Source organism: Propioniciclava sp. (assembly GCF_029977985.1).
In the GTDB taxonomy this organism is placed as follows: domain Bacteria; phylum Actinomycetota; class Actinomycetes; order Propionibacteriales; family Propionibacteriaceae; genus Propioniciclava.
Window position 1 is genome coordinate 1 of the sequence record NZ_JARKOT010000039.1, and the last position, 22,026, is coordinate 22,026.

24 protein-coding genes and 2 pseudogenes are annotated in these 22,026 nt (G+C 70.5%); 11 read left to right on the forward strand and 15 right to left on the reverse strand.

Features of this window, described 5'->3' with window-relative positions:
• Positions 1-212 (forward strand): annotated as a pseudogene (locus Q1K57_RS02515) (Mobile element protein); the annotation flags it as partial.
• A 116-nt stretch (positions 213-328) separates the two neighbouring features.
• On the opposite strand, the gene Q1K57_RS02520 reads toward Q1K57_RS02515, so the two are convergent.
• Both Q1K57_RS02520 and deoC read right to left on the reverse strand, forming a co-directional pair.
• Positions 329-850: a hypothetical protein gene (locus Q1K57_RS02520; protein WP_300078661.1), complete on the reverse strand. Its 522-nt coding sequence runs from the start codon at positions 848-850 to the stop codon at positions 329-331.
• A 510-nt stretch (positions 851-1,360) separates the two neighbouring features.
• Positions 1,361-2,029, reverse strand: a complete 669-nt coding sequence (gene deoC, locus Q1K57_RS02525; RefSeq protein WP_300078663.1) for a deoxyribose-phosphate aldolase — start codon at positions 2,027-2,029, stop codon at positions 1,361-1,363.
• A gap of 148 nt (positions 2,030-2,177) precedes the next feature.
• Between deoC and Q1K57_RS02530 the strand changes: the two genes are divergently transcribed.
• Positions 2,178-3,740 (forward strand): succinic semialdehyde dehydrogenase, encoded by a 1,563-nt coding sequence (locus Q1K57_RS02530; RefSeq protein WP_300078665.1) that lies wholly within the window; start codon positions 2,178-2,180, stop codon positions 3,738-3,740.
• 14 nt (positions 3,741-3,754) lie between these two features.
• Here Q1K57_RS02530 and Q1K57_RS02535 read toward each other — a convergent pair whose 3' ends face one another.
• From Q1K57_RS02535 to Q1K57_RS02555, 5 genes are all read right to left on the reverse strand, one after another.
• A complete protein-coding gene (locus Q1K57_RS02535) occupies positions 3,755-4,708 on the reverse strand; it encodes a PfkB family carbohydrate kinase (protein ID WP_300078668.1) in 954 nt (317 codons plus the stop codon).
• 59 nt (positions 4,709-4,767) lie between these two features.
• Positions 4,768-6,258: a HAMP domain-containing sensor histidine kinase gene (locus Q1K57_RS02540; protein WP_300078670.1), complete on the reverse strand. Its 1,491-nt coding sequence runs from the start codon at positions 6,256-6,258 to the stop codon at positions 4,768-4,770.
• Entirely contained in the window at positions 6,255-6,983 is a 729-nt protein-coding gene (locus Q1K57_RS02545) for a response regulator transcription factor (RefSeq protein ID WP_300078672.1), read from the reverse strand. The genes Q1K57_RS02540 and Q1K57_RS02545 overlap by 4 nt, the downstream gene beginning before the upstream one ends.
• Positions 6,984-7,064: 81 nt before the next feature.
• Positions 7,065-7,364 (reverse strand): acylphosphatase, encoded by a 300-nt coding sequence (locus Q1K57_RS02550; protein WP_300078674.1) that lies wholly within the window; start codon positions 7,362-7,364, stop codon positions 7,065-7,067.
• Position 7,365: 1 nt separating this feature from the next.
• Complete coding sequence (locus tag Q1K57_RS02555) at positions 7,366-7,794, reverse strand: CBS domain-containing protein (protein WP_300078676.1); 429 nt, start codon at positions 7,792-7,794, stop codon at positions 7,366-7,368.
• A gap of 121 nt (positions 7,795-7,915) precedes the next feature.
• On the opposite strand from Q1K57_RS02555, the gene Q1K57_RS02560 reads away from it, so the two are divergent.
• Positions 7,916-9,082 (forward strand): PLP-dependent transferase, encoded by a 1,167-nt coding sequence (locus tag Q1K57_RS02560; RefSeq protein WP_300078678.1) that lies wholly within the window; start codon positions 7,916-7,918, stop codon positions 9,080-9,082.
• Position 9,083: 1 nt separating this feature from the next.
• On the opposite strand, the gene Q1K57_RS02565 is transcribed toward Q1K57_RS02560, so the two are convergent.
• The 4 genes from Q1K57_RS02565 to Q1K57_RS02580 all read right to left on the reverse strand — a co-directional run bounded on the left by Q1K57_RS02565 (position 9,084) and on the right by Q1K57_RS02580 (position 12,844).
• On the reverse strand, positions 9,084-9,782 hold the full coding sequence (locus Q1K57_RS02565; protein ID WP_300078680.1) for an EcsC family protein: 699 nt from the start codon (positions 9,780-9,782) through the stop codon (positions 9,084-9,086).
• Between the two features lie 105 nt (positions 9,783-9,887).
• A complete protein-coding gene (locus Q1K57_RS02570; RefSeq protein ID WP_300078683.1) occupies positions 9,888-10,805 on the reverse strand; it encodes a proline dehydrogenase family protein in 918 nt (305 codons plus the stop codon).
• Between the two features lie 12 nt (positions 10,806-10,817).
• Positions 10,818-12,107: a TerC family protein gene (locus Q1K57_RS02575; RefSeq protein WP_300078685.1), complete on the reverse strand. Its 1,290-nt coding sequence runs from the start codon at positions 12,105-12,107 to the stop codon at positions 10,818-10,820.
• A 59-nt stretch (positions 12,108-12,166) separates the two neighbouring features.
• Positions 12,167-12,844 carry a uracil-DNA glycosylase gene (locus Q1K57_RS02580; RefSeq protein WP_300078687.1) on the reverse strand — a complete coding sequence of 226 codons (678 nt, stop codon included), beginning with the start codon at positions 12,842-12,844 and terminating at the stop codon, positions 12,167-12,169.
• Between the two features lie 169 nt (positions 12,845-13,013).
• On the opposite strand from Q1K57_RS02580, the gene Q1K57_RS02585 reads away from it, so the two are divergent.
• The 3 genes from Q1K57_RS02585 to Q1K57_RS02595 all read left to right on the forward strand — a co-directional run bounded on the left by Q1K57_RS02585 (position 13,014) and on the right by Q1K57_RS02595 (position 15,753).
• Positions 13,014-14,204: an AI-2E family transporter gene (locus Q1K57_RS02585; RefSeq protein WP_300078689.1), complete on the forward strand. Its 1,191-nt coding sequence runs from the start codon at positions 13,014-13,016 to the stop codon at positions 14,202-14,204.
• Positions 14,205-14,479: 275 nt separating this feature from the next.
• A complete protein-coding gene (locus Q1K57_RS02590; RefSeq protein WP_300078691.1) occupies positions 14,480-15,271 on the forward strand; it encodes a hypothetical protein in 792 nt (263 codons plus the stop codon).
• Positions 15,268-15,753, forward strand: coding sequence for a DUF2089 domain-containing protein (locus tag Q1K57_RS02595; RefSeq protein WP_300078693.1), 486 nt, complete (start codon positions 15,268-15,270; stop codon positions 15,751-15,753). Before Q1K57_RS02590 ends, Q1K57_RS02595 begins: the two co-directional genes overlap by 4 nt.
• 6 nt (positions 15,754-15,759) lie before the next feature.
• On the opposite strand, the gene greA is transcribed toward Q1K57_RS02595, so the two are convergent.
• Complete coding sequence (gene greA / locus Q1K57_RS02600) at positions 15,760-16,266, reverse strand: transcription elongation factor GreA (protein WP_300078696.1); 507 nt, start codon at positions 16,264-16,266, stop codon at positions 15,760-15,762.
• A gap of 77 nt (positions 16,267-16,343) precedes the next feature.
• On the opposite strand from greA, the pseudogene Q1K57_RS15670 reads away from it, so the two are divergent.
• The 3 genes and pseudogenes from Q1K57_RS15670 to Q1K57_RS02610 all read left to right on the forward strand — a co-directional run.
• Positions 16,344-16,571: pseudogene (locus Q1K57_RS15670) on the forward strand (sigma factor); the annotation flags it as partial.
• 13 nt (positions 16,572-16,584) lie between these two features.
• The gene (locus tag Q1K57_RS02605) at positions 16,585-16,878 is read left to right on the forward strand and encodes a sigma factor-like helix-turn-helix DNA-binding protein (RefSeq protein ID WP_300078698.1); all 294 of its coding nucleotides are present in this window, start codon (positions 16,585-16,587) and stop codon (positions 16,876-16,878) included.
• A gap of 97 nt (positions 16,879-16,975) precedes the next feature.
• On the forward strand, positions 16,976-18,220 hold the full coding sequence (locus Q1K57_RS02610; RefSeq protein ID WP_300078700.1) for a hypothetical protein: 1,245 nt from the start codon (positions 16,976-16,978) through the stop codon (positions 18,218-18,220).
• A gap of 43 nt (positions 18,221-18,263) precedes the next feature.
• Here Q1K57_RS02610 and Q1K57_RS02615 read toward each other — a convergent pair whose 3' ends face one another.
• Positions 18,264-18,665 (reverse strand): DUF4307 domain-containing protein, encoded by a 402-nt coding sequence (locus Q1K57_RS02615; RefSeq protein ID WP_300078702.1) that lies wholly within the window; start codon positions 18,663-18,665, stop codon positions 18,264-18,266.
• Between the two features lie 83 nt (positions 18,666-18,748).
• Between Q1K57_RS02615 and mca the strand changes: the two genes are divergently transcribed.
• Positions 18,749-19,684: a mycothiol conjugate amidase Mca gene (mca, locus tag Q1K57_RS02620; RefSeq protein ID WP_300078704.1), complete on the forward strand. Its 936-nt coding sequence runs from the start codon at positions 18,749-18,751 to the stop codon at positions 19,682-19,684.
• Complete coding sequence (locus Q1K57_RS02625) at positions 19,666-19,866, forward strand: hypothetical protein (protein WP_300078706.1); 201 nt, start codon at positions 19,666-19,668, stop codon at positions 19,864-19,866. The genes mca and Q1K57_RS02625 overlap by 19 nt, the downstream gene beginning before the upstream one ends.
• Positions 19,867-19,925: 59 nt before the next feature.
• On the opposite strand, the gene Q1K57_RS02630 is transcribed toward Q1K57_RS02625, so the two are convergent.
• Together Q1K57_RS02630 and Q1K57_RS02635 are read right to left on the reverse strand one after the other, a co-directional pair.
• The gene (locus tag Q1K57_RS02630) at positions 19,926-20,738 is read right to left on the reverse strand and encodes a GSU2403 family nucleotidyltransferase fold protein (RefSeq protein ID WP_300078709.1); all 813 of its coding nucleotides are present in this window, start codon (positions 20,736-20,738) and stop codon (positions 19,926-19,928) included.
• Positions 20,710-21,873 (reverse strand): hypothetical protein, encoded by a 1,164-nt coding sequence (locus Q1K57_RS02635; protein WP_300078711.1) that lies wholly within the window; start codon positions 21,871-21,873, stop codon positions 20,710-20,712. The genes Q1K57_RS02630 and Q1K57_RS02635 overlap by 29 nt, the downstream gene beginning before the upstream one ends.
• Between the last annotated feature and the right edge of the window lie 153 nt (positions 21,874-22,026).

Below are 22,026 nucleotides of genomic sequence, written 5' to 3' on the forward strand. Positions count from 1 at the left end.
TCGCCTACGTGCCGTTCTACGGGTCGTGGCTGAACCGGATCGAGGCCCAGTTCACCGCCCTGCGCTACTTCGCCCTCGACGGCACCGACCACCCCAGCCACCGCGAGCAAGCCAGCATGATCCGCCGCTACATCATCTGCCGCAACAACCACGCCACCGACCCACGACTCCGCAAGGTCATCAAACGCGCCGCCACCATCAAGAGGGCCTAGGTTGCCTGACGCGGTACTTGCTTTTCTTGGCACGTGCCAAGAAGAGCTAGGTCAGAAAAGCTACGTCAGAAACGTGCACCGCCCCCGCGCCGCCGGACGCCGCGGGCGCAGCCGCTCTACTGCAGCCGGACGCCGTCGAAGCTGTAGATGATGTTCGTCGCGTCGCCGGTGACGGTCCAGACCACATTGGACTGAACGGAGTCCATCCAGCCCACGAAGAACTGATCGTGGTCGATGCCGCCGTGCGCGGCGGCGTCGGCGCGCATCGTCGCGAGGATGCCGGCCATCTTCGCCGTGTCGAACGACGCCGCCGGGAACGGCATGTTCGTCAGCTGTTCGGTGCAGTAGGTCTGCCAGGTGCCCTCGTCGAAGTCGTACGTGCACGTCGAGCCGTCGAGGTTCGCGACGGAGGTGTTGGTCCCCTCGAAGCTGGCGGTTTCGCCGTTGAGCTGGACCAGGGCAAGGTCCTCGATGCCGGCCGGCGCCGCGAGGTCGAGCAGCGCATCGAGACCGGCGGCGTCCTCGAAATGCTTCTGCGGTTGCCACGTCACGTCGCCGATGCGCCGGTAGGTGATCGCGCCGAGGTCGCACTGACCCGTCACGAGTGGCACGCCGTTGTGCGCAAGCTGCCAATGCATGCCGTAGGACTCTCACGGCCCCAGCCCCGCGACGATCTCCTCGTAGAGCGACGCCACGTCCACCTGGTCCACGGGCAGCGCCGGGCGCGGCAGATAGAGGGCCATGATGTCGCTGAGCGACTCGTCCTCGGCGGGGGCGCCGTCGAACGTCCAGCGCGAGATGGGGGGCGTCCTCGGGATCGTCCTTGAACAGCCACACCTCCACGTTGTTGTTGACGACGTTGGTCTCGCTGACGTGCGTGTAGTCGGTGCCCTCCCACAGGCTCTCGGCGAGTGCCTGCACCTCGCCGCCGTTCAGGACGCGCACGTCCGCCTCCGAACCGCCCGAACTGCTCGTCCGAGTGCTCGTCGGGGTGGGGTCGGGGCGGTCGATGCCGGGCAGGGTGCGCAGCACGGAGCAGCCGGACAGCATCGCCACGGCCGTCGACAGGGTCGCGCCAGGGCGAGCGGACGCTACGGGCTGGGGTGGGTCATGGGGTGTCTCCTTCGGGGGGTGGACGGTGGGGGAGGTCAGTAACCCTCGGACGTGCCGCCGTCGAGCACGGCGCGCGTGCCCGACAAACCGAGCCGCGTCGCCCCGGCATCGACCATGGCGGTGGCCGTCGCCCAGTCGCGGATGCCGCCGGACGCCTTCACTCCGAGCCTGCCGCCGACCGTCTTCGCCATCAGCGCGATCGCGTGCACGGACGCCCCACCGCTGGGGTGGAAGCCTGTCGAGGTCTTCACGAAGTCGGCGCCCGCGGACTCGGCGGCGCGGCAGGCGGCGACGATTTCGTCGTCGGTGAGCGCCGCGGACTCGATGATCACCTTGAGCAGCGTCGGCGCGGGCACGGCCTCGCGGACCGCCCGGATCTCCGCCTCGGTGTGCGCGGCGTCCCCGGCCTTGAGGCGGCCGATGTCGATCACCATGTCGATCTCGTCGGCGCCGTGCGCCACGGACTCGGCCGCCTCGAACGCTTTGGCCGCCGGCGTGTGCTTGCCCGACGGGAACCCACAGACCGTGGCGAGCTTGAGGGGGCCCAGAGCGACGCCCAACGGCAGCATCGACGGCGACACGCAGATCGAGTACGCGCCGAGCTCGGCCGCCTCGGCTGCCAACGCCACGACCTCGGCCGGCGCGGCCGTCGGTGCGAGCAGCGTGTGATCGACGAGGTGGGCGAGTTCGGCGCGCGTGGTCATGCTTCCTCCGGTTCTCAGGTCGGGGCCAGCCTATTGCACCTGATCCCAGCACAGGACGCCGCCCGCCCCGCTGCGCTGCCCGTCCGGCGGGCGTCGCGTGTTGGGATTCGGTGGAGGACGCCATCCATCCGCCACCTAGGCTGAGCGCGTGAGCACCTACGTCGCTGCCCGCCAGCTGCTGCCATCCGCCACGATCGAACGCCTACTGACCGGGGTGCGTGCCTCCGCGGCCGAGACGCGAGCCACCGTGTCCCCCCTGGATGGCGCACCGCTCGCCCGCATCCCGCAATCCACCGACGCCGACCTCGACGCCGCGTTCGCCGCGGCTCGCAGCGCCCAGCCGGCCTGGGCCGCACTCGGCCCCGCCACCCGCGGACGCCTCCTGCTCGCGTTCCACGATCTCCTCCTCGCTCACCAGGCGGAGCTCGCCGACATCATCGTCGCGGAGACCGGCAAGGCCCGCCGCGACGCGGTCGAGGAGATCTTCCACGTCGCCATGACCGCCCGCTACCACGGCGTGCATGCCGCCTGCGTCCTGCGCTCCGAGCGGCGCCCGGGACTCTTCCCGTTGCTGACCAGGGTTGACGTTCACCACCACCCCAAGGGCGTCGTCGCCGTCATCTCGCCGTGGAACTATCCCCTCACCATGGCGTTCAGCGACGGCCTGGCCGCCCTGGCCGCCGGCAATGCCGTGGTCGCCAAGCCCGACGCCCAGACGATGCTCAGTGCCCTCGCCGGCCTGGAGCTTCTTCGCCGGGCCGGTGTCCCCGCCGATGCCTGGCAAGTCGTCGCCGGCCCCGGATCCAAGCTCGGGCCCGCCCTCATCGACCGCGCCGACCACGTCTGCTTCACCGGCTCCACCGCCACGGGCCGCAGCGTCGGAGAGCGAGCCGGCCACAACCTCATCGCAGCGTCGCTCGAACTGGGGGGCAAGAACCCCATGATCGTCTGCGCCGACGCCGAACTCGGCGCCGCCGTCGACGGCGCGGTCCGCGGTTGTTTCGCCAATGCGGGTCAGCTCTGCGTCAGCTTCGAACGCATCTACGTGGCCCGCGCCGTCTACGCCGACTTCCGCGACTCGTTCGTCGCCGCCACCTTGGCCCTCGACCTGAGCGTCGGGCTCGACTGGACGCCCGATGTCGGCACGCTCGCCTCCGAATCCCAGCTCAAGAAGGTGGCTGCCGCCGCCGACGACGCCCGCTCCCGCGGAGCCACTGTGCTCGCCGGTGGCCGCGCCCGCCCCGACCTGGCACCGTGGAGCTACGAGCCCACCATCCTCGAGGGCGTGACGGAGGAGATGGCCTGTTTCCGCGAGGAGACGTTCGGTCCGGTCGTCGCCCTCTATCCCTTCGACGACGAGGACGCCGCCGTTGCGGCCGCCAACGACTCCGCCTACGGGCTCAACGCCTCTGTCTGGAGCACCGACCATCGGCGTGCCCGAGCCTTGGCCGCCCGGCTGCGCGTCGGCACCGTCAACGTCAACGAGGCGATCGGGGCAACCTTCGCGTCCCTCGCGGCGCCCATGGGCGGTCGGGGACAATCGGGTCTCGGGCGCCGCCAAGGCCCCGAAGGCATCCTGCGGTTCACGGAAACCCAGTCCGTGGCCACTCAGCGCGGGCTCGGTCTGGGCACTCCGCCGGGGATGGCGAAGGAGCAGTTCGCCGCCGTGATGACGCGCGGGCTGCGCCTTCTGCGCGTGGTGCGCCGCTGACAGCCTCGGCGGACTCAGGCGTGCGTGAGAGCGCTCACCGTCACCGACACGGCGTCGGCATCGGCGGGGTCGGGGGCGTCGCCACCCTCCTGCGCCCCGCGCGCGACGGCATAGGCGTGCGCGCGGCCCAGACGTTCAGGGGCAGGGGCGCCGTCCTCGAACGCCATGAGCCACCCGGCGGTCGCCGCCGCGCCGCGGCCGACCGCCGTCACGAGCGGTGCGCTCTCGGTGCGTGCGTACCAGACGCCGTCGGCGTCCGCGCTGATCGCCCCGTGCTCGCCGAGGGTGACGAGCACCCGCTTGACGCCAAGGTCGAGCAGCGACGTCACGTGTCCCGCCGCCGACACCACCCGTGCGTAGCCGTCGTCGTGTTCCAGGGGCACCCCGGTCGCCTCGGCGAACTGACGGGCGTTCAGGGTGAGCAGATCGGGCGGGGCGTCCGCGGCGTGCTCGAGGACGACCTCGAGCGCCTGCCCGCTCGTCTGCACCGCCACCTGTACGCCGACACCTTGGGCCATGCGCGTCATGCGCGGATAGAGGTCGGCGGGGGCTCCCGGTGGCAGCGAGCCGCACAGGGCCAGCCACGAGGCCCCCGGGCACGCGCCCATGACGGCACTCATCATGGCCGTGACCGCCTCCGGCGCCAGCGTCAAGCCGGCCTCGCGGATGACCGTGGACGCCCCCTCGTTCGTGACGGTCATGGTGGTCCGGGCCCGATGGTCGATCGGCACCAGCCGATGCGGGATACCGCTCTCGCGCAGCACCTGCACGATGGGGTCGTCGTGGTTCGCCGGCAGGATCGCGAGCGCGCGGCGTCCAGCGCGGTGCAGGGTCGCGGCGAGGTGGACGCCGCGGCCGCCGGCCACCAAACTGCTCGCCACCACATGATTCACCGCTTGGGCGGTCAGCGGGCCCGCGAGGAGGGCTGTGTGGTCCAGGCTCGGGTTGGCGGTGAACGTCACGATCACGAGGCACAACGGTACCGGGGGAACAGCGTTCACCGGGGGACGTCGCGGCCCACGGACACTCAGAGTTGCGGTTGGCTGCGCCGCAGTGGTAGCCGGACGGTAAACGTGGCCCCCCGGACCAGACCGTTCGTGGCGGTCACGGTGCCCCCATGGGCGCCCACCACGGCGGCGACGATCGCCAGCCCCAGGCCGGTGCTCGACGTGGTGCCGGTGCGGACGCGGGCGGTGTCGGCCCTGGTGAATCGTTCGAACAGGCTCGGTAGGACGGATTCCGGGATGCCCGGCCCGTCGTCGGCGACCACGATGACCACGTGGCCGCCGTCGACGGCGAGGCTCGTCCGGACCGACGTGCCGGCGGGTGTGTGCGCGCGGGCGTTCGCGAAGAGATTCACCAATACCTGGTGGATGCGGTTGTGGTCGACGCGCGCCACGACCGGCTCCTCCGGCAGGTCGACCGACCAGCGGTGGTCCGGGCCGGCGGCCTCGGCGTCGCTGACCGCGTTGGCGACGAGGTTCGACAGGTCGACCTCGCTGAGGGTGATGTTCGGGCCCGCGTCGAGGCGGGCGAGCAGGAGCAGGTCCTCGACGAGCGTCGACATGCGCGACGACTCCGAATCGATACGGGCGAGCGCGTGGCTGGCGTCCGGCGGCAGTTCGTCACGCTGCCGGCGGGTCAGTTCCGCGTAGCCGCGGATGGCCGCCAGCGGGTTGCGCAGCTCATGGCTCGCATCCGCCACGAACTGGCGGACCTTCGTCTCGGACGCCTGCCGCGCGGCCAGCGCCCCCTCCACGTTGTCGAGCATGTGGTTGAACGCGAGCCCCACCTGCCCCACCTCCGAGCGTGGGTCGGCGTCACGCGGAGGCACCCGGACGGTGAGCGCCACCTCGCCGCTGTCGAGTTCGAGCGACGACACGTGGTGCGCGGTCGTGGCCAGCCGGGCGAGCGGGGCGAGGCTGCGCTCCACCACCTGCCGGGCCGCGAGGAACGCGATGAGGATGGCCAGGGCGGTCAGGGTGCCGGCCGCCGCCACGATCGACATCATGGACGCCGTCAGCTCGCTCAGCGGCAGTCCGATGACCATCCGGAGGCCGTCGTGCTCGTTGACCACCACGCGGTAGAGGCCGACCCCCGGCAGCGAGACCGTCTGGGGGACTGGGCTTTCGGGCAGAGTGCCGAGCGCGGCGGATGCCTCGTCGGACAGTTCGACACGACTCTGGTCCTGTTGCACGTACCCCACGACGGCCGAGTCGTCGCTGGCGCACACGAGGAGCCCCTGGGTCTGGCCGGGACCGCCGCTGCCCGGGCGGACGGGCCGGTCGAAGTCGCCGTCCGAAGGGCCGAAGTCGCGCGAGGCGAAGCTGCGCAGTTGCGTGTCGAGTTGCCCTTCCAGGATGCGGTGCATGGCGAGCGCAGTCAGCCCCGAGAGGAAGATCGCGATGACGGCCACGAGGGCCGTCGTCCGCAGGACGAGGGTGCGGCTGAGTGTGCCGCGCCCCATCGTGCGGAGGCCGGTGGCGTCCGGGGTGGCGGCGGGCACCGAAGGGCTCATGCCGCGGCCGGCTTCAGGACGTAGCCCGCGCCGCGCATCGTGTGGATCATGGGCTCGCGGCCGGCGTCGACCTTCTTGCGCAGGTAGCTGATGTACAGCTCCACCACGTTGGCCTGGCCGCCGAAGTCGTAGTTCCACACGCGGTCGAGGATCTGCGCCTTGCTCAGGACGCGGCGCGGGTTGCGCATCAGGTAGCGCAACAGCTCGAACTCGGTTGCGGTGAGGTTGATGGGTTCGCCCGCGCGGGTGACCTCGTGGCTGTCCTCGTCCAGGACGAGATCGCCGACGACGAGTTGGCTGCCCGGGCGGGCCAGCGTCGCGCCCGAGCGGCGCAGCAGGCCACGGAGGCGGGCGATGAGTTCCTCGAGGCTGAACGGCTTGGTCACGTAGTCGTCCCCACCCGCGGTGAGGCCCTGGATGCGATCGTCGACCGCGTCCTTGGCGGTGAGGAAGATGACCGGCACGTCGGGCTGTTCGGTGCGGATGCGGCGCATGACTTCGAGGCCGTCGAAGTCGGGCAGCATCATGTCGAGCACGATGGCGTCCGGACGGGTTTCGCGGGCGGCCTGCACGGCGCCCAGCCCGCTCGCGGCCGTCGCGACGTCCCAGCCCTCGTACCGCATCGCCATGCTCAGCAGTTCGGTGAGGCTGTTTTCGTCGTCCACGGTGAGGACGCGGATCGGCGTGCCGTCGGGCCGGGTGAGGTGCTCGCGCTCGTTGCTCATGTCGGAAAGACTGTCAGCTTCCTGTGAGTCTGGTCTGGGTAGGACCTGTGCGTTTCCTGTGAGCGTCGGTCGGCGGGTGGGTCAGTGGATGTCGAAACCGAAGGCGTCCGGATCGACGGCACGAGCCTCCACGAGGTAGCTGTCGACATGCCCCGGACGCCGGCCGCGCCCGAACGAGGGCTTGCCCGTCAACGCCCGGACCATCTCCTGGACGGCGTCGTGCGGGCCCTGCACGTCGACCTCGACGCGGCCGTCGGCGAGGTTGCGCGCATGCCCGACCAGGCCGAGGCGGGTCGCCTGCCCCTGGACCCACCAGCGGAAGCCGACGCCCTGCACCATGCCCTCGACCCACACCAGGCGACGGGCCTGCGCTGCGGCCACGTCAGGTGTGCAGGTAGCCGAGGAGGTGGTTGCGCTCGTCGGTCAGTTGGTCGATGCGGTACTTGACCACGTCGCCGATGGAGACGATCGCCGACAGCTCGCCGTTCACGAGGATCGGGATGTGCCGCACCCGCTTCTTCGTCATCGTGTGCGCGGTGTCCTCGATGGGGTCGGTGGGGGCGCCGGTGACCACCTCGGCGGTCATCAGGTCGCGGACGCTGGCGGACTGCAGGTCGCAGCCGTTGGCCGCGAGGGCGCGGACGATGTCCCGCTCACTCACGATGCCGTCGATGTGGTGGCCGTCGGCCGAGACGACCACGGCGCCGATGTTCTTGCCGGACATGAGGTCCACGAGCTCACCGACGGCCGCGTCGGGGGAGATGGTGACGACCTCGTTGCCCTTCGAACGGATCACGTCTTCGAGCTTCATGGGCGGACGTTATCTCCCCCGGACCCCCACGCGCCAGCACCGTGCGGTCGGGGCGGACGGGTGTTGGTGGGTGCGCCGGGCATGCCCGAAGATGGTGCGACAGGCCAGAGGAGGAGGTGCCGTGGAGCGTTCGCGGGTGACGGCGGCTGTGCGGTCCGGGATCGACAGCGACACAGGAGTGTCCTCGGTGGTCCCGCCCATCTACCTGTCGACCAACTACCGCTTCGGGGGGCTGCGGCAGCCGGGCGAGTTCGACTACAGCCGGTCGGGCAACCCCACGCGGTCGTTGCTGGCCGGTGCCCTGGCCGAACTCGACGGGGCGGCCGGGGCCGTCGTGACGGCGTCCGGCATGGGCGCCTGCACGGCGACGCTGCTGGCGCTCGTGCCCGCCGGGGGCACCGTTCTCGCGCCCCACGACGCCTACGGCGGCACGTGGCGGCTGCTCGACGCCCTGGCCCGGCGTGGCCACTTCGCGCTCGAACTGGCCGACCTGACGACGCCGGACGCCCCGGGCCACGTCGCCGAGGTGTCCCCCGACTTGCTGTGGATCGAGACGCCGTCGAACCCGCTGCTCGCCATCAGCGACGTGCGGGCTCTCGCCGGGGCGGCCCACGCGGGCGAGGCGGTGGTCGTGGTGGACAACACCTTCTGCTCGCCCGTCGTCCAGCGGCCGCTCGAGCTGGGCGCGGATGTCGTCGTGCAGTCGTCGACGAAGTACCTCAACGGCCACTCGGACGTGATCGGCGGGGTAGTGACGGCGTCCGAGCAGGCGATCGTCGACCAACTGGGCTGGTGGGCGAACTGTCTCGGCGTGACCGGCGGGGCGTTCGACGCCTACCTGACGCTCCGCGGCGTCCGGACCCTATCCGTGCGCATGCGGCAGCACCTGGCGAACGCGGAGGCGCTGGTGGACGCCGTCGCCGGGCACCCGGCGGTCGCGCGGCTGTTCTACCCGGGGTTGCCCGACCACCCGGGGCACGCGCTCGCGGCGCGGCAGATGGACGGCTTCGGGGCGATCGTGTCGCTGGAGCTCGTGGGCGGGGAACCCGCGGTGGCGGCGTTCCTGACCGGGCTGGCCGACTTCAGTCTCGCGGAGTCGCTGGGCGGCGTCGAGTCGCTCGTGTGCCACCCGTCGACGATGACTCACGCCGCCATGCCGCCGGACGTGCAGGCCGCCGCGGGGCTGACCCCTGGTCTGATCCGGTTCAGCGTGGGGATCGAGGATCCCGCCGACCTCGTCGCCGACGTCCGCGCCGGGCTCGACCGGGCGCTGGCCGCGGGGCGCTGACTCAGACCGCCGGGAACTCCTGCTGGGCGTGCTTGCCGATGACGTTCATCATCGCCACGTCGAGGGCGGCCCCCACGGCACCCCCGAGCAGCGGCAGCCACCGGCCGGCACGGCTGAACATGCGCACGCCCGCGCCGCGCAGCAGCCGGAAGCCCACCGCCTTCTGGATCACCATGAGTGCCGACTTCGGCAGGCTGCGCCCGGCCAACTGCAGGGCCGCGCTGCCACCCACCGACACGCCCGCCTTGGTGAGGATGTCGGTCGCCCCCGAGCCCGTCAGCGTCAACAGGACTGCTGTCCGGATGCGCTCGTCGGCCAGATCGTGCCCGCGCAGGTGCGCGATGGCGGCGGTCATGCGGGTCGCCACCGTGTAGAACGCGAACACGTTCGCCGGGATCGCGACGGCCAGCGTCAGGAATCCACCCACGCTCGTGAGGAAACCCTCGGTCCCCGCCAGCCGCCGGTGCTGCCCGACCACGCGCGCGATCGCTCCCTCCACGTCGCCGCCGCTGCGGGCCAACGCCGCGCGGGCCACCTTCGCCGCCGAGTCGAACGGGCCCACCCCGTCGATGCCCACGGCCGTCAGGCGCGAGATCAGCTGCGTGATGGCGTCGGACGTGCCGTCCGGGTCGTTCGCCTCGTCGAGCGCGGCCCGCGTCACCTTGGCGTCGTTGCTGCGGAACATGTCGAACAGTCCCATGACGGGATCCCCCTTCTCGTCGGTACCGGGTCGGCCCGAGTGCGCCGGAGAGAAGCCTCCCCCATCCGCGCGTTCCGGTTCAAGCGCTGACAAGCAGAATCAGGGTCACGTCCGGGAGAGGAGGGCCCGCCCGAGCAGTGCCAGGTTCGCCGGCTTCTCCGCGAGCCGCCGCATGAAGTAGGCGTACCAGTCGTCGCCGAACGGCACGTACACGCGCACGGTGTGCCCGGACGCCGCCAGCCTCCGCTGCTCGTCGGGCCGAATGCCGTAGAGCATCTGGAACTCATAGGTGCCCTTCGGCCGGTCGAGCAGGTCGAGGTAGGCCTGCGCCGCCGCGATGAGCCGCGGGTCGTGGGTGGCGATCATCGGATACCCGTCGCCCTTCAACAGAATGCGCAGGCAGGTGAGGAAGGCGTCCGAGATCGCCGTCGGGCTGCGGTGCGCGACGGACGGCGGCTCGTCGTACGCCCCCTTGCACAGCCGGATGCGCGACCCCGCAGTCGCCAGCGCCCGGCAATCGTCGGGCGTCCGGTGCAGCATCGCCTGCAGGACGCCGCCCGTGTCCGGATACTCCTGCCGCACCGCAGCGAGCAGGGCGAGCGTTGCGTCGGTGCGCGTGTGATCCTCGGCGTCGATGGTCATCGTCGTGCCCACCTCGCGGGCGGCGGAGGCGATGCGCCGCGCATTCGTGAGGGCCAGGTCGTCGTCGATGCCCTGGCCGAGCGCACTCGCTTTGATCGACACCTCCGCCGCGTCCGTCAGGTGTTCCTCGCCGAGCCGCTCCAGCAGCGCCAGGTACGTGTCGACCTGGGTCTCCACCTTCGTGCGGTCGTCCGCGTACTCGCCCAGGTGGTCGATCGTCGCCCGGATGCCCGAGGCCGCCAACTGGCGGACCGCACCGACGGCGTCCTCGATCGACTCACCCGGCACGAAGCGGTCGACCACCCGCCGGGCCGGCGGGAACCCGACGGCGACGTCCTTGACCGTGGGATTCTGCGACAAAGCGATGAGCAAGCGCCGCATCGTTCCTCCTTCTCAGGCTTCGTTCTCCGGGGGCGCCGACCGGTAGGTGCCGGTGTCGAGCGGCCGCTCCGACAGTGGATCGCCGTGGGGGAAGTACTCGGGATAGGCGGCCACGTACCGGTCGTGGGTGTCGTGGGCGTCGTCGAGGAGGTCCAGGAGCTCCTGCTCGTCGTGGATGAGGTCGCGGCCCTTGGGCGGTAGCGCCATCAGGACGCGCTCCTCGGCGAGGAGGTTGCGGTAGTTCTGCTCGCGCACGGTCTGGTCCTCCTCGAAATCGGTGTCGAGGTACTGCTTGGCGTGGCGGCGCACGTTCTTGATCGTCGTCAGCGCCTTGCCTTTCGCGGAGAAGAGGCTGAACACGATCACGACGGCCAAGGTGGCGACGATGACCAGCAGGGACAGCTCGGTGGAGATGTCCTGGACGGGCACGTGCTCGCCGCCGTTGATGAAGAACAGCGTGTTGTTGTGCAGAGCGTGGAGGATCAGCTTCACGCCGATGAACCCCAGGATGATCGCGAGACCGTACTTGAGGTAGACGAGCCGGTCGAGCAGGCCGTCGATGAGGAAGTACAACTGGCGCAGCCCGAGCAGCGAGAAGGCGACAGCGGTGAAGACCAGGTAGGGGTTCTGGGTGAGACCGAAGATGGCCGGGATCGAATCGAGGGCGAACATCACATCCGTGCCCCCGATCGCCACCATGACGAGCGCCATCGGGGTGAGCGCGCGGCGTCCGTTCTCGACCGTGAACCACCGGTCGCCGTCGTAATGGCTCGACGTGTGCATCAGCTTCTTGGCCAGCCGGATGACGATGTTGTTGGCCTCTTCGGTCTCCTCGTCGTCCTCGTCCTTCTCGGGGCGCAGCATGTTGCCGGCGGTGAGCAGGAGGAAGAGGCCGAACAGGTAGAACACCGCCGAGAAGGAGTTGATGAGCGTGACCCCGACGAGAATGAACGCCGTCCGGAAGACGAGGGACACCACGATTCCGAACATGAGCACCTTCTGCTGATGCTCGCGGGGCACCCGGAAGCTGCTCATGATGATGAGGAACACGAACAGGTTGTCCACCGACAGGCTGAGCTCGGTGATGTAGCCGGCGAAGAACTCGACCCCCGCGGTGCCGCCCATCGAGCCCCACACGAAGACGCCGAAGGCGACGGCGATGCTCACGTAGATGGCGGTCCACTTGGCGGATTCGCCGATCGTGGGCAGGTGCGACTTGCGCACGTGGAAGAAGAAGTCGAACGCCAGCAGCGCGACGATGAAGACGACCGTGAGTGCCCAGACGAGGGGAGTTGCTTCCACGGGGGGATTCTAGGCCCGGACGCCGCGGGGGGAACCCCGGCGTGCCCCCTCCCGGTGGCTCAGCCCGGCAACGCCCAGTCGACCGGAGCGCCGCCCTGCGCCACGAGCGCCGCGTTGGCCCGGCTGAAGGGGCGCGAACCGAAGAAGCCCCGGCTCGCCGAGAGCGGCGACGGATGCGGCGACATCAGGCACGGGATGCCGCCGAGCCGCGGGGCGAGGTTCTGCGCGTCGCGTCCCCACAGGATCGCGACCAACGGTCCCCCGCGCGCGGCGAGTGCATCGATGGCGGCGTCCGTGATGGGCTCCCACCCCTTGCCCCTGTGCGACGCCGGCGCCCCGGGACGCACGGTGAGAACGCGGTTGAGCAACAGGACCCCCTGAGTGAACCACGCGCTCAGGTCACCGTGAGCGGCCGGCGGGATGCCGAGGTCGGCGTCCAGTTCCCGGTAGACGTTCTCCAGAGAGCGGGGGAGCGGGTGCACGTCGCGGGCGACCGAGAACGACAGGCCGACGGGGTGGCCGGGCGCGGGGTAGGGGTCTTGGCCGACGATGAGGACCCGGACGTCGGCGAGCGGGCGGCTGAAGGCACGGAGGACGTTGCTGCCGGCGGGCAGGTAACCGCGCCCTTCCGCGATCTCAGCGCGGAGGAAGGTGCCCATCGCTGCGATGTCGTCAGCCACCGGGGCGAGCGCGTCGGCCCAGTCCGCAGCGACGAGTTCGGTGAGCGGTCGGGGCATGGAGGCCACGGTAGCGTCCGCGCCCCGAGCCGTCTGGCCGGACGCCGCATCGCGAGGTGGTCTCACCCGGCGTGGGGCCGCGGTGGAGGCGTTGCCTCCCACCCGTTCGGAGATGACACCGCGTCCAGGAGGCTCCTAGGCTGGGCGCGCCGCCAGAAAGGACCACGACGTGTCGATCTTCTCCGCGCTGGGCCGCCTGATTGCGGGCCCGCCCCCCAGCCCCTCGACCCCACCACCCGCACCCGTGCCCGTCATCGTGACCACGCCGGTCGAGCCGCAGGTCGCGCCGGTCCCGCTGGAGCCCCACGTGCCCGCGGGCCTCACGATCGCCGCGGGTTACGTCCTGCGCCTGCTGATTCTGGGGGTGGGGGTGGTGGGCGCCTACTGGGTGCTCGGCTTCTTCTCCGCGATCACGGTGCCGTTCGCGATCGCGGTGCTCCTGACGGCGATGTTCCACCCGCTCACCGACCTGCTGAAGCGGTGGGGGTGGAAGCCGGCGTTGGCCGCCATCACCTCCCTCCTGGTCATGGTGTTGGTCGTTGCCGGGTTGATGGTGTTCGTCGGCCAGCAGGTGGCCAACGAGTGGCCCTCGCTGGTCCAGCAGGCTTCGGCGGGCTTTCAGACGTTCCTCGCCTGGATCGCCACATTGCCCTTCGGCATCAACGCCACCCAGTTGCTGACCTGGTTCAACCAAGGTGTGGCGTGGCTGCAGACCCAGGCGTCCTCGGTGGCGTCGACCGCCGTCGAGGTGGGTGGCGTCTTCGGCTCGTTCTTCGCCGGCCTGGCGACGGCCCTCGTGGTGATGTTCTTCCTGTCCTACCAGGGGCGGCAGATCTTCACGGGGACCGTCGACGTCCTCATCCCGCGCCCGTACCGCGAGGTGACCGACCGCGCCGCCCTCAGAGGCTGGACCTCCCTCACCGCCTACATGCGTTCGGCTGTCATCGTCGCTGCGGTGGACGCCGCCGGCGTCGCCCTGGCGGCCTTCCTCCTGGACGTGCCGCTCGTCGCCGCCCTCTTCGCCCTCACGTTCTTCCTGTCCTTCATCCCGATCGTGGGGGCGGTCACGGCCGGGACGGTCGCCGTCGCGCTGGCGCTCGTGACCCACGGCTGGGTTCAGGCAGTGATCATGCTCGGCGCGGTGATCGTCGTCATGCAGCTGGAGAGCACCTTCCTCCAGCCGCTCGTCATGGGCAAGGCGGTCGACCTGCACCCGTTGGCCGTCCTCCTCGGCATCATCGCCGGCGGCGTCGTGACCGGAATCCTCGGCGCCCTGCTCGCCATCCCGATCCTGGCGTTCACCGTGGCGTTCCTCCGCGCCCTGCGGCACCCCGAGGAGCGGGCGAACCCCACCGAGTGAAGGGGGCGGGCCGTGCCGCGCCGTCGGCCCTGACGTTCGCCGCCCTCCTGAACGCTCCCCTTGGTCGCGAACGCTCCCCGGGGGTGCACACGCTCCCCGTCCTACGGGGAGCGCTCCCCGTAGGCGCAAACGCTCCCGTTGCAAAGGGGGGCGAGTGCACTCAAGGGGAGCGCTCCCCTTGGGAACGCCCGTGTGTCAGCCCGCCTACCGTCGCGGACTGACATCGCTCACCCCGAGGGCTTCCCAGAATGGAAAACCCTGCTTATCATTTTCGTATGAGCGAGCCTGACCTCACCTCCATCCTCAACGCCCTCGCCGCGGGCACCATCGACGCCGCCGAGGCGGCCCGCCGTATCGAGGCGGCCAAGCGGGCGGCGTCCGGATCCCCGGAGCCGGAGCCCGAACCCGAGCCCGCCGGCCCCACCGGCGTGAAGGGAACGAGCCGGGTGAGCGTCCGCGCGGTCGGACGCCGCGTCCGCATCATCGCCGACAGCAGCGTCGCCACCACCGCCGTCGAGGGCGAGCACGTGCTGCGCCGCTCGGGCGACGTGCTCGAGATCACCTCCGACGGTGACTTCGCGCCGACGCTCGGCGGGCTCTCGATGCTGCGCCCGCCGCGCAGCCTCGACGACCTGCGTGGCATCAGCCTCGCCAAGGGCCTCACGGTGCGCGTGAACCCGGCCATCGAGGTGGACGCCGAGGTCACGGCGGGCAGCCTCACGACGGAGAGCGTCCCGTTCCTCGGGCGGGTCCGGGTGACGGCGGGCGGCGCGCAGCTGAGGGGTGCCCGCCGTGTGACGGACGCTCTCGTCCAGGCCGGGTCGGCCCAGGTCACGGGCCCGATCAACACCGGCCGGTCTCGCGTGAAGGTCGAGTCGGGGTCGCTGCAGGTTCAGCTCACCCGCGGCGCCAACGTGACCGTGCGGGGGGAGGCGCAGGCGGGGCGCGTGCAGTGGCCGGGCGATGGCTCGCTCAGCGAACTCGTCGTCGGCAACGGGACGGCCCGCCTCGACGTGGAGGCCGTCATGGGCCTCGTCTCCGTCTCCCAGAAGGAGGACGACCAGTGAGGACGCTCCACCGCCCCCCCACCACGTGCCCGGTCTGCTCCGGCGAATTGATCACCACCCGTCTCGGCTGTCGCGCGTGCGGCACCGAGCTGGTCGGCGAATTCGGGTCGTGCTCGTTCTGCGCCCTCGACGACGCCGAACTCGACCTGCTCCGCGTCTTCCTCTCCTCCCGCGGCAACCTGCGCGAACTCGAGAAGCACTTGGGGGTCAGCTATCCGACCGCCCGCGCGCGCTTCGCCGACCTCCTCGCCAAGCTCGGTCTGGACGCCGCCGGGGGAGACTCCGAGTCCGAGCACGATGCCGACGGCTACGCGCCCGAGCGCATCCTGGACGCCGACGTGGCCGAGGACGTGGCCACCGACACCCCGGGGCCGGAGTTCGCAGAGGCGGCGTCCGACTCGGCGCGGGACCAAGTGCTGGCCCAGGTGGCGGCAGGCACGCTGGCGCCGGACGTCGCCGCCGATCTGCTGCGCCGCCTCTGAGGAGGTTTAGCCCGCGTAGGGCTCGAAGTCGACGATGGTGACCTCGATGGTCTTGCCGTTGGGCGCGGAGTAGCTGACCGTCTGGCCCTTCTCGGCCCCCACGACGGCGGCGCCGAGCGGGGACTGCGGGCTGAAGACCTCGACGTCGGTGTCGGTGACGCCCATCAGCTCGCGGGAGCCGAGCAGGAACGTGTCGTCGTCGTCGGAGTCGCCGTCGTAGAAGATCGTCACCGTCATGCCGGGGGTGATCTTCTTGGCCTTGTCGCTCGGCTCGCCGATGTGTACATCGCGAAGCATCGTCTCGAGCTGGCGGATGCGGGCCTCCTGGTGGCCCTGCTCCTCGCGCGCGGCATGGTAGCCGCCGTTCTCGGACAGATCGCCCTCGGAGCGCGCCTGGGCGATCTTGCGGCTGACCGCTTCGCGGCCCTCACCCTTGAGGTGGTCGAGTTCGGCCGCGAGCTTGTCGTAGGCCTCCTGGGTCAGCCAGACGGTTGAGTTCTGAGCTTCGGACATTGCGTCACTTTATCAGCGCGCGCCCAAGGGCCCGTCAGGGCTGTCACAGTCGCGCCTTTGCCGGACATGCTGTGAGTGTGAGGACGCCGACCCGCGAGGACCGCTACGGCGCCGTCTTCCGCGCCCACTACGCGGACGTGCTGGCCTTCGTCCGGCGTCGTTACGCGGGGGACGCCGAGGTGGTCGTCGCGGAGACGTTCACGGTCTTGTGGCGCCGTTTCGACCACGTGCCGGGGGACGCCGACGGCGTCCGGGCATGGCTTTTCACCACGGCGCGGAACCTCGTTCTCAACGCCCAGCGCGCCGATCGGCGGCGGGGTGCGCTCGGGGTGCGGGTGGCCGAAGCCACGCCTTCCCCAGCTCGCGCTCGAACCGGACCGGGCGGCGCAGCGGCTGGACCTCGCCCGGGCCTGGAACCGGTTGCCCGACGACTCGCAGGAGGCGCTCGCCCTCCACCTGTTCGAGGGCGTCGCCTCGCCGCGCGCCGCCCAGGTGCTCGGCATCAGTGCTGCTGCCTACCGGGCCCGGCTGGCGCGCGCCCGCCACAGGCTCGCCGCGCTGCTCGGCAGCCCCGATTCGGACGACCCTGACCCCGTGGAGGTGTCTCGATGAACGACGGTCTCCTGCGCACGCTCGACCCGGCCCCGGCCTTCACCCCGAGGACGCCGCCACCAGCGAGGCGCTGCTGACGACGATCCTCGCCGAGCAGGTGCCCTCTGGACGCCGCCCCGCTCGCCTGGTGCTCGCCGCGGCCGCGGCCGTGCTCGCCGTGGCGGGCGTCGTGTGGGGGGCCAACCTCGGCCGGCCCGCTCTCGTCGCCGCGCCCACGCCTGCCCCCACCGGCCGCACCACTCCCACGCCCACCGCGACGCCGTCGGGACCGGTCACCGCCTCGGCGGCGCCCTCGTCCGCCTGGCCCACCCCCACCCTGAGCTGTTCCGACTTCCGCGCCGCGTGGCGGGCGGCGTTCGCCAGCCGCATCGACTTCCCGCCGAGCGCCGGCCGCGACCCGGTGCTCGTGGGCGTCGACGGTGAGCGGGAGCTGGTCGAGGGCACCGTGGCGGGGGAGCGGCTCGTTCAAGATTTCCCCGACGGTCTGGCGGGCGTGCCCCGCCGCCTGACCACCCTGCCCGACGGAGCGTTCTTCGCCGCCCCGGTCATCCAGCGCGACCGCATCCTGTTCGTCGTGCTCGACGCGGGCATGAGCGCCCGGGGCCCGTGGCGGCTCTTCCTGGCAGAGGGCGGAGCCGCGCCGCGGATCGTGCTGAGCGGGGACAGCCACACCGAGCGCCCACCGCTCTACCCGGTCTGGATGGTGGGCGACCAGTTGACGTGGATCGCGGCGACGGGCGAGACCACCATCCCGCCGCCGCTGGTCGTGCGCCAATTGGACCTGGCGACTGCAGGGGCCAACCCGGTCGACGTGCGGGAGCTCGGTGAGCGCAACTGGGCGTTGACCGATTCCTTCCTGTTGGCGTGGACCGAGGATCGCGACCTGACGGCGTTCGACCGGGAGAGCTTGGCTCTCGTGGCGACACCGCCCGGTTTCGGCGACGTCCTCTCCACCCTGGCTGTCGATGGTGACCGGCTGCTGTACACCTCCCAGCTGAGCTACCGGGCAAACGATCCGACCACGGTCCTGCGGCTCCTCGATCTCAAGGCGGGGACGGTGCAGGACGTGCTCACGCTCGACGGTGAGCTCTCCCACGCCATGATGAGTGGCGATCTCGCGCTCGTGGCGCCGGTCGATGAGTCCCGGCTGCTGGTGGATCTGCGCTCCGGCAACGCCATCGAGCTGGTGGGATCGACCGCCGGGCGTCTTGACGGCTTCGACATCTCGCTCCGCGGTGGGTCGCTGTCGATCACCCGGAGCGAGGAGGCCAGGGGGATCGTGCACACCGTCGGGTCCGTCGATCTCGCGGCCCTCCCCACCGTGGTGCCGCCGAACTGTTGAGTCAGCCTTGGTGAGTCAGCCCTGGTGAGTCAGCCCTGGTGAGTCAACCAGTAGCGCGGCAGGAGGTCACGGACGCCGACGTGGCGCGCTTGAACGTGCGGATCGTGCGCTCGACGGTTTCGAGCCGGTCCGTGCCTGGCTCCAGCACGATGTCGATCTCGCCCACGGTGTCCGTCCCCACCGCTTGGGCCTTCACGCCGCACACGCCGGGCACGCTCGGGTCGGGGCGCTCGACGGTGATCCGCACGTCGACCTCCGTGTCGGACCGCACCTCGTACGCCACCAGCTTCGCAGCGATCACCGGGTTCGCCCCGTGGAGTGCCGACCACAGCAGCCACGGCGTCCCGATCGCCATGAGCAGCGCGGCGACCGCGATCCACGTCCACCGCGGCAGCGCGGGGGCCGGGTAGCGCCGGGCGATCCGGTCGGCGTCCGTCTGATCCACCCCGCCATCGTGCCACGACCCCCACCGGGACGCCGCTGCCGCCGGTTTGGTGCCGGGCCGGGGCGGGGCGGAGAATGGCGGCCATGTCCGAGACCACCCAGCGTGTGGACGCCGCCGGTGAACCCCTGCGGCTGCTCGCCGTGCACGCGCACCCCGACGACGAATCGAGCAAGGGTGCCGCATCGGTGGCGAAGTACGTGGCGGAGGGCGTCCAGGTGCTCGTGGCGACGCTGACCGGCGGCGAGCGCGGCGACATCCTCAACCCGCGCATGGACACCCCCGAGAACTGGGCCAACATCGGGCCCCTGCGGGCCGCCGAGATGGCGCACGCCCGCGAGATCCTCGGCGTGGAGCAGACGTGGTTGGGGTTCATCGACTCCGGCCTGCCGCAGGGTGACCCGCTGCCGCCCCTGCCCGACGGGTGTTTCGCGCTCGTGCCCTTGGAGGAGGCGGCGAGGGCGCTGGTGAAGGTGATCCGGACGTTCCGCCCGCACGTCGTCACGACCTACGACGAGAACGGCGGCTACCCGCACCCCGACCACATCCGCTGCCACGACGTGACGATGGCGGCGGTGGAGGCGGCGTCCGACCCGGATGCCTACCCCGAGGCAGGCGAGCCCTGGGCTGTGCTCAAGGTCTACTACCACATGACGTTCCACCGGCAGCGCATGGTGGCGCTGGACAAGGCGATGCACGAGCACGGTCTCGAATCCCCCTACGCCGAGCGCCTCAAGGACTGGCCGGAGGATCCCAGCCAGGCTGCCCGGCTGACGACCTTCGTGCCCTGCGGCGACTACTTCTCGGTGCGCGACGACGCCCTGCGCGCGCACGCGACCCAGATCGACCCGGACGGGTTCTGGTTCGCCGTGCCGCTGGCCATCCAGCAGAAGGTATGGCCCACCGAGGACTACCAGTTGGCCAAGTCGCGGGTGGCGACGACGCTGCCGGAGGACGACCTCTTCGCCGGGATCGACACCCACGAGACGGATAGGGTGGGCACGTGGTTCTACTCGATCTGAATCCGCTGCCGAGCTGGACGCCGTTCGCCGTGGCGGTCCTCATGCTCGTGGTGCTCGGGCTGCTGTGGCTCTCGATGCGCACGCACCTCAAGCGCGCGGATCGTTTCGCAGCCGAGGACGAGGCGCGTGCGGCCGGGGAGGCGGCGTCCGTCGCGTCGGCGCCCTCGCCGGACGAGACGTGACCGCCGGCGTCCGATGAACCGCCTCGCGCAGGACCAGAACCGCGGGGGTCAAGTCCTGATCAGGTCAATTCCGACAACAGGTCCTGTGCGAGGAAGCTGACCGAAGCCGAAACAGTGTCTGGCTGGCCGACTCCTTCCTCGGCGCGCCCGGCCATGGTGGCGCCGAGGGTATCTGCGGTTGCGAAGAGTTGCTCGAGATAGCGCAGAGCCTGCGTGGTGGCCACGTGGGAGAGCTCGTCGGCGAGAAGATGCTGCATGGTCTCCGCGAGATCCGGGGTCTTGGTCGCAACCAGCAGGCGGTAGATGTCGTGAGCGTCCTTGTCGTTGAGACGGTCGGGCGTGTTGACGCGTTCGCCCAGTTTGTGGAGCTTCGCCACCAGCAGAGCCGCTGAGCCTGCGACGTTGATGACGACGCTCCGGCCATCGCCATCGAGGGAAGAGACGGTCATGAGAGACCTGTCCATGATCGCCGCCTCAAGTCCGGCGGCCCGGCGTGCCGAGCGCTTGTCGTGGGGTGGGATGCGGACGCCGCGACGGCTCCCCGCCCCGGCGAGCGGTTCGGGGACCATCAGGTCGACGGGGATCCCTGTGGGTGAGATCCACGCGCCTGGTTGCTGACTGACCGGGTCGAGGATGAAGCCCGCGCTGGTCATCGCTTGCTCGAGCAGAGGATCCTCGCCGAGTCTTCGGGTGTCGATGGCGAGGTCGGAGTCCTTGGTTGCTTCAGCGAGGGCGAAGGTGGCATGACCCGTGCGCAGGTAGATCGCTTGTGAACCGATGAGGATCACCGATGCCTTGTGGGCTTCGAGTGCGGTGATCGCATCGAGCAGAGCGGCGCGTGCCTCAACGATCACGTTGTCGGCGCCAGGCATCCGGGTTCTCCTTCATCCAGCCCAACAGGTATTCGCCCTCGGCAGGGTTTCGGCCGGGGACGCCAAGGAGGTCGGCAACGGCCTGACTGGGAGCAACGATGGTGATGTCTCTCCAGGTCGAGGTGCGCTGGAAGACCACGGGGGAACGTGGCGCCGCGAGGATGACATTGGCTCCCGTCTCGACAGGTCGAAGCCCAAGGTCCGACGCGAGCCTCGGTGGATCGTCTGCGTAGACGAGCCCCAGCCGAGCTTCGGCGTATGCGGCATAGGGCTGGGCGGCCAAGGAGCCACTCACCGCGTAGCGCTGCGATGGTGTCTGTGTGCCGAGCTTCTCGACGAGGCTGCCGAGCCCGCGCGGCTCAAGGAAGCCACGCGTCGTGCTGGTGTCGAGGTATCGAGCGTCCTGGCTCCACCGCCGAAGCAGCTCGGGCCAGTCGGCATCCGTGATCGGCCCGCGTTCTCGGCGGGTGAGCAACCCTTCGCCGACGAGATAGTCGCTGAGGCGATAGGCAGCGCCGAGCGATGCGCCAGCCAAGTCCGCGAGATCGGCGACGGAGTATGGCGGGGCGAAGTCAGCAAGCGCACGCACGAGCAAGGCGGCAGGTAGGCCCTTCAGGCTGGTCGTCGGGCGCCCGGGACCTCGCCACGGATCAGCACTCGCTCCTCGATCGGACAGCAGGATCAGTGGGTCTTCCGACATCAGGTACAGGTTTCCGGTGGCGTCGGCGTAGGCGATGCCCCGTTCCTTCAACACCCGCTGCTGCTGGGTGCTGAGGTAGCGTGCGACCAACATCGGCAGCATCGGAGCCGGGGTGGCCGGCGTGCCCTCCTGCCGGTCGAGGAGTTGATTGATGGTGGGGATCAGGTTGCTCGAAGCCAGGGCACGCTTGGCCTCGACGGCGTACGTCGCCACCGTCGTGCCTTCTCGCATGAGAAATAGGCGACAGTCCGGACGCCGGGAAGCGTTGGTGGGGTCGTCCAATCCGCCGATCTCGGTCTTCGCCTGGGCCGACCAGCCCGGTGGGAGTGCGGTTTGGATGCGCGCGGCCGCCGACCGCAAGACCTCTGCGTCGCTCTTGGGTTCATCGCCGTAGCCTTCTGAGGGCCCGGGAGGCGTGCGCTGGCGTCCGGCCATTTCTCGATAATATCCTAGTTCCACGCATCGCGGAAGGTGGCTATTTTCGAGACACTCGACACCTCTACGCTGGAAGCCTCATCGTACGCCGCACGCATGCATCCCTCTGGTGCATCACTCGATCCAAAGTGATGCCGCTGCCACTCGTCAGGA

Bases quoted from the DNA above. Each gene is read 5' to 3' on its own strand.
- Q1K57_RS02520 (WP_300078661.1), bottom strand. From the start codon at position 850: ATGCATTGGCAGCTTGCGCACAACGGCGTGCCACTCGTGACGGGTCAG.
- deoC (WP_300078663.1), bottom strand. From the start codon at position 2,029: ATGACCACGCGCGCCGAACTCGCCCACCTCGTCGATCACACGCTGCTC.
- Q1K57_RS02540 (WP_300078670.1), bottom strand. From the start codon at position 6,258: ATGAGCCCTTCGGTGCCCGCCGCCACCCCGGACGCCACCGGCCTCCGC.
- Q1K57_RS02545 (WP_300078672.1), bottom strand. From the start codon at position 6,983: ATGAGCAACGAGCGCGAGCACCTCACCCGGCCCGACGGCACGCCGATC.
- Q1K57_RS02555 (WP_300078676.1), bottom strand. From the start codon at position 7,794: ATGAAGCTCGAAGACGTGATCCGTTCGAAGGGCAACGAGGTCGTCACC.
- Q1K57_RS02565 (WP_300078680.1), bottom strand. From the start codon at position 9,782: ATGGGACTGTTCGACATGTTCCGCAGCAACGACGCCAAGGTGACGCGG.
- Q1K57_RS02570 (WP_300078683.1), bottom strand. From the start codon at position 10,805: ATGCGGCGCTTGCTCATCGCTTTGTCGCAGAATCCCACGGTCAAGGAC.
- Q1K57_RS02580 (WP_300078687.1), bottom strand. From the start codon at position 12,844: ATGCCCCGACCGCTCACCGAACTCGTCGCTGCGGACTGGGCCGACGCG.
- Q1K57_RS02590 (WP_300078691.1), top strand. From the start codon at position 14,480: ATGAGCGAGCCTGACCTCACCTCCATCCTCAACGCCCTCGCCGCGGGC.
- greA (WP_300078696.1), bottom strand. From the start codon at position 16,266: ATGTCCGAAGCTCAGAACTCAACCGTCTGGCTGACCCAGGAGGCCTAC.
- mca (WP_300078704.1), top strand. From the start codon at position 18,749: ATGTCCGAGACCACCCAGCGTGTGGACGCCGCCGGTGAACCCCTGCGG.
- Q1K57_RS02630 (WP_300078709.1), bottom strand. From the start codon at position 20,738: ATGCCTGGCGCCGACAACGTGATCGTTGAGGCACGCGCCGCTCTGCTC.
- Q1K57_RS02635 (WP_300078711.1), bottom strand. From the start codon at position 21,873: ATGGCCGGACGCCAGCGCACGCCTCCCGGGCCCTCAGAAGGCTACGGC.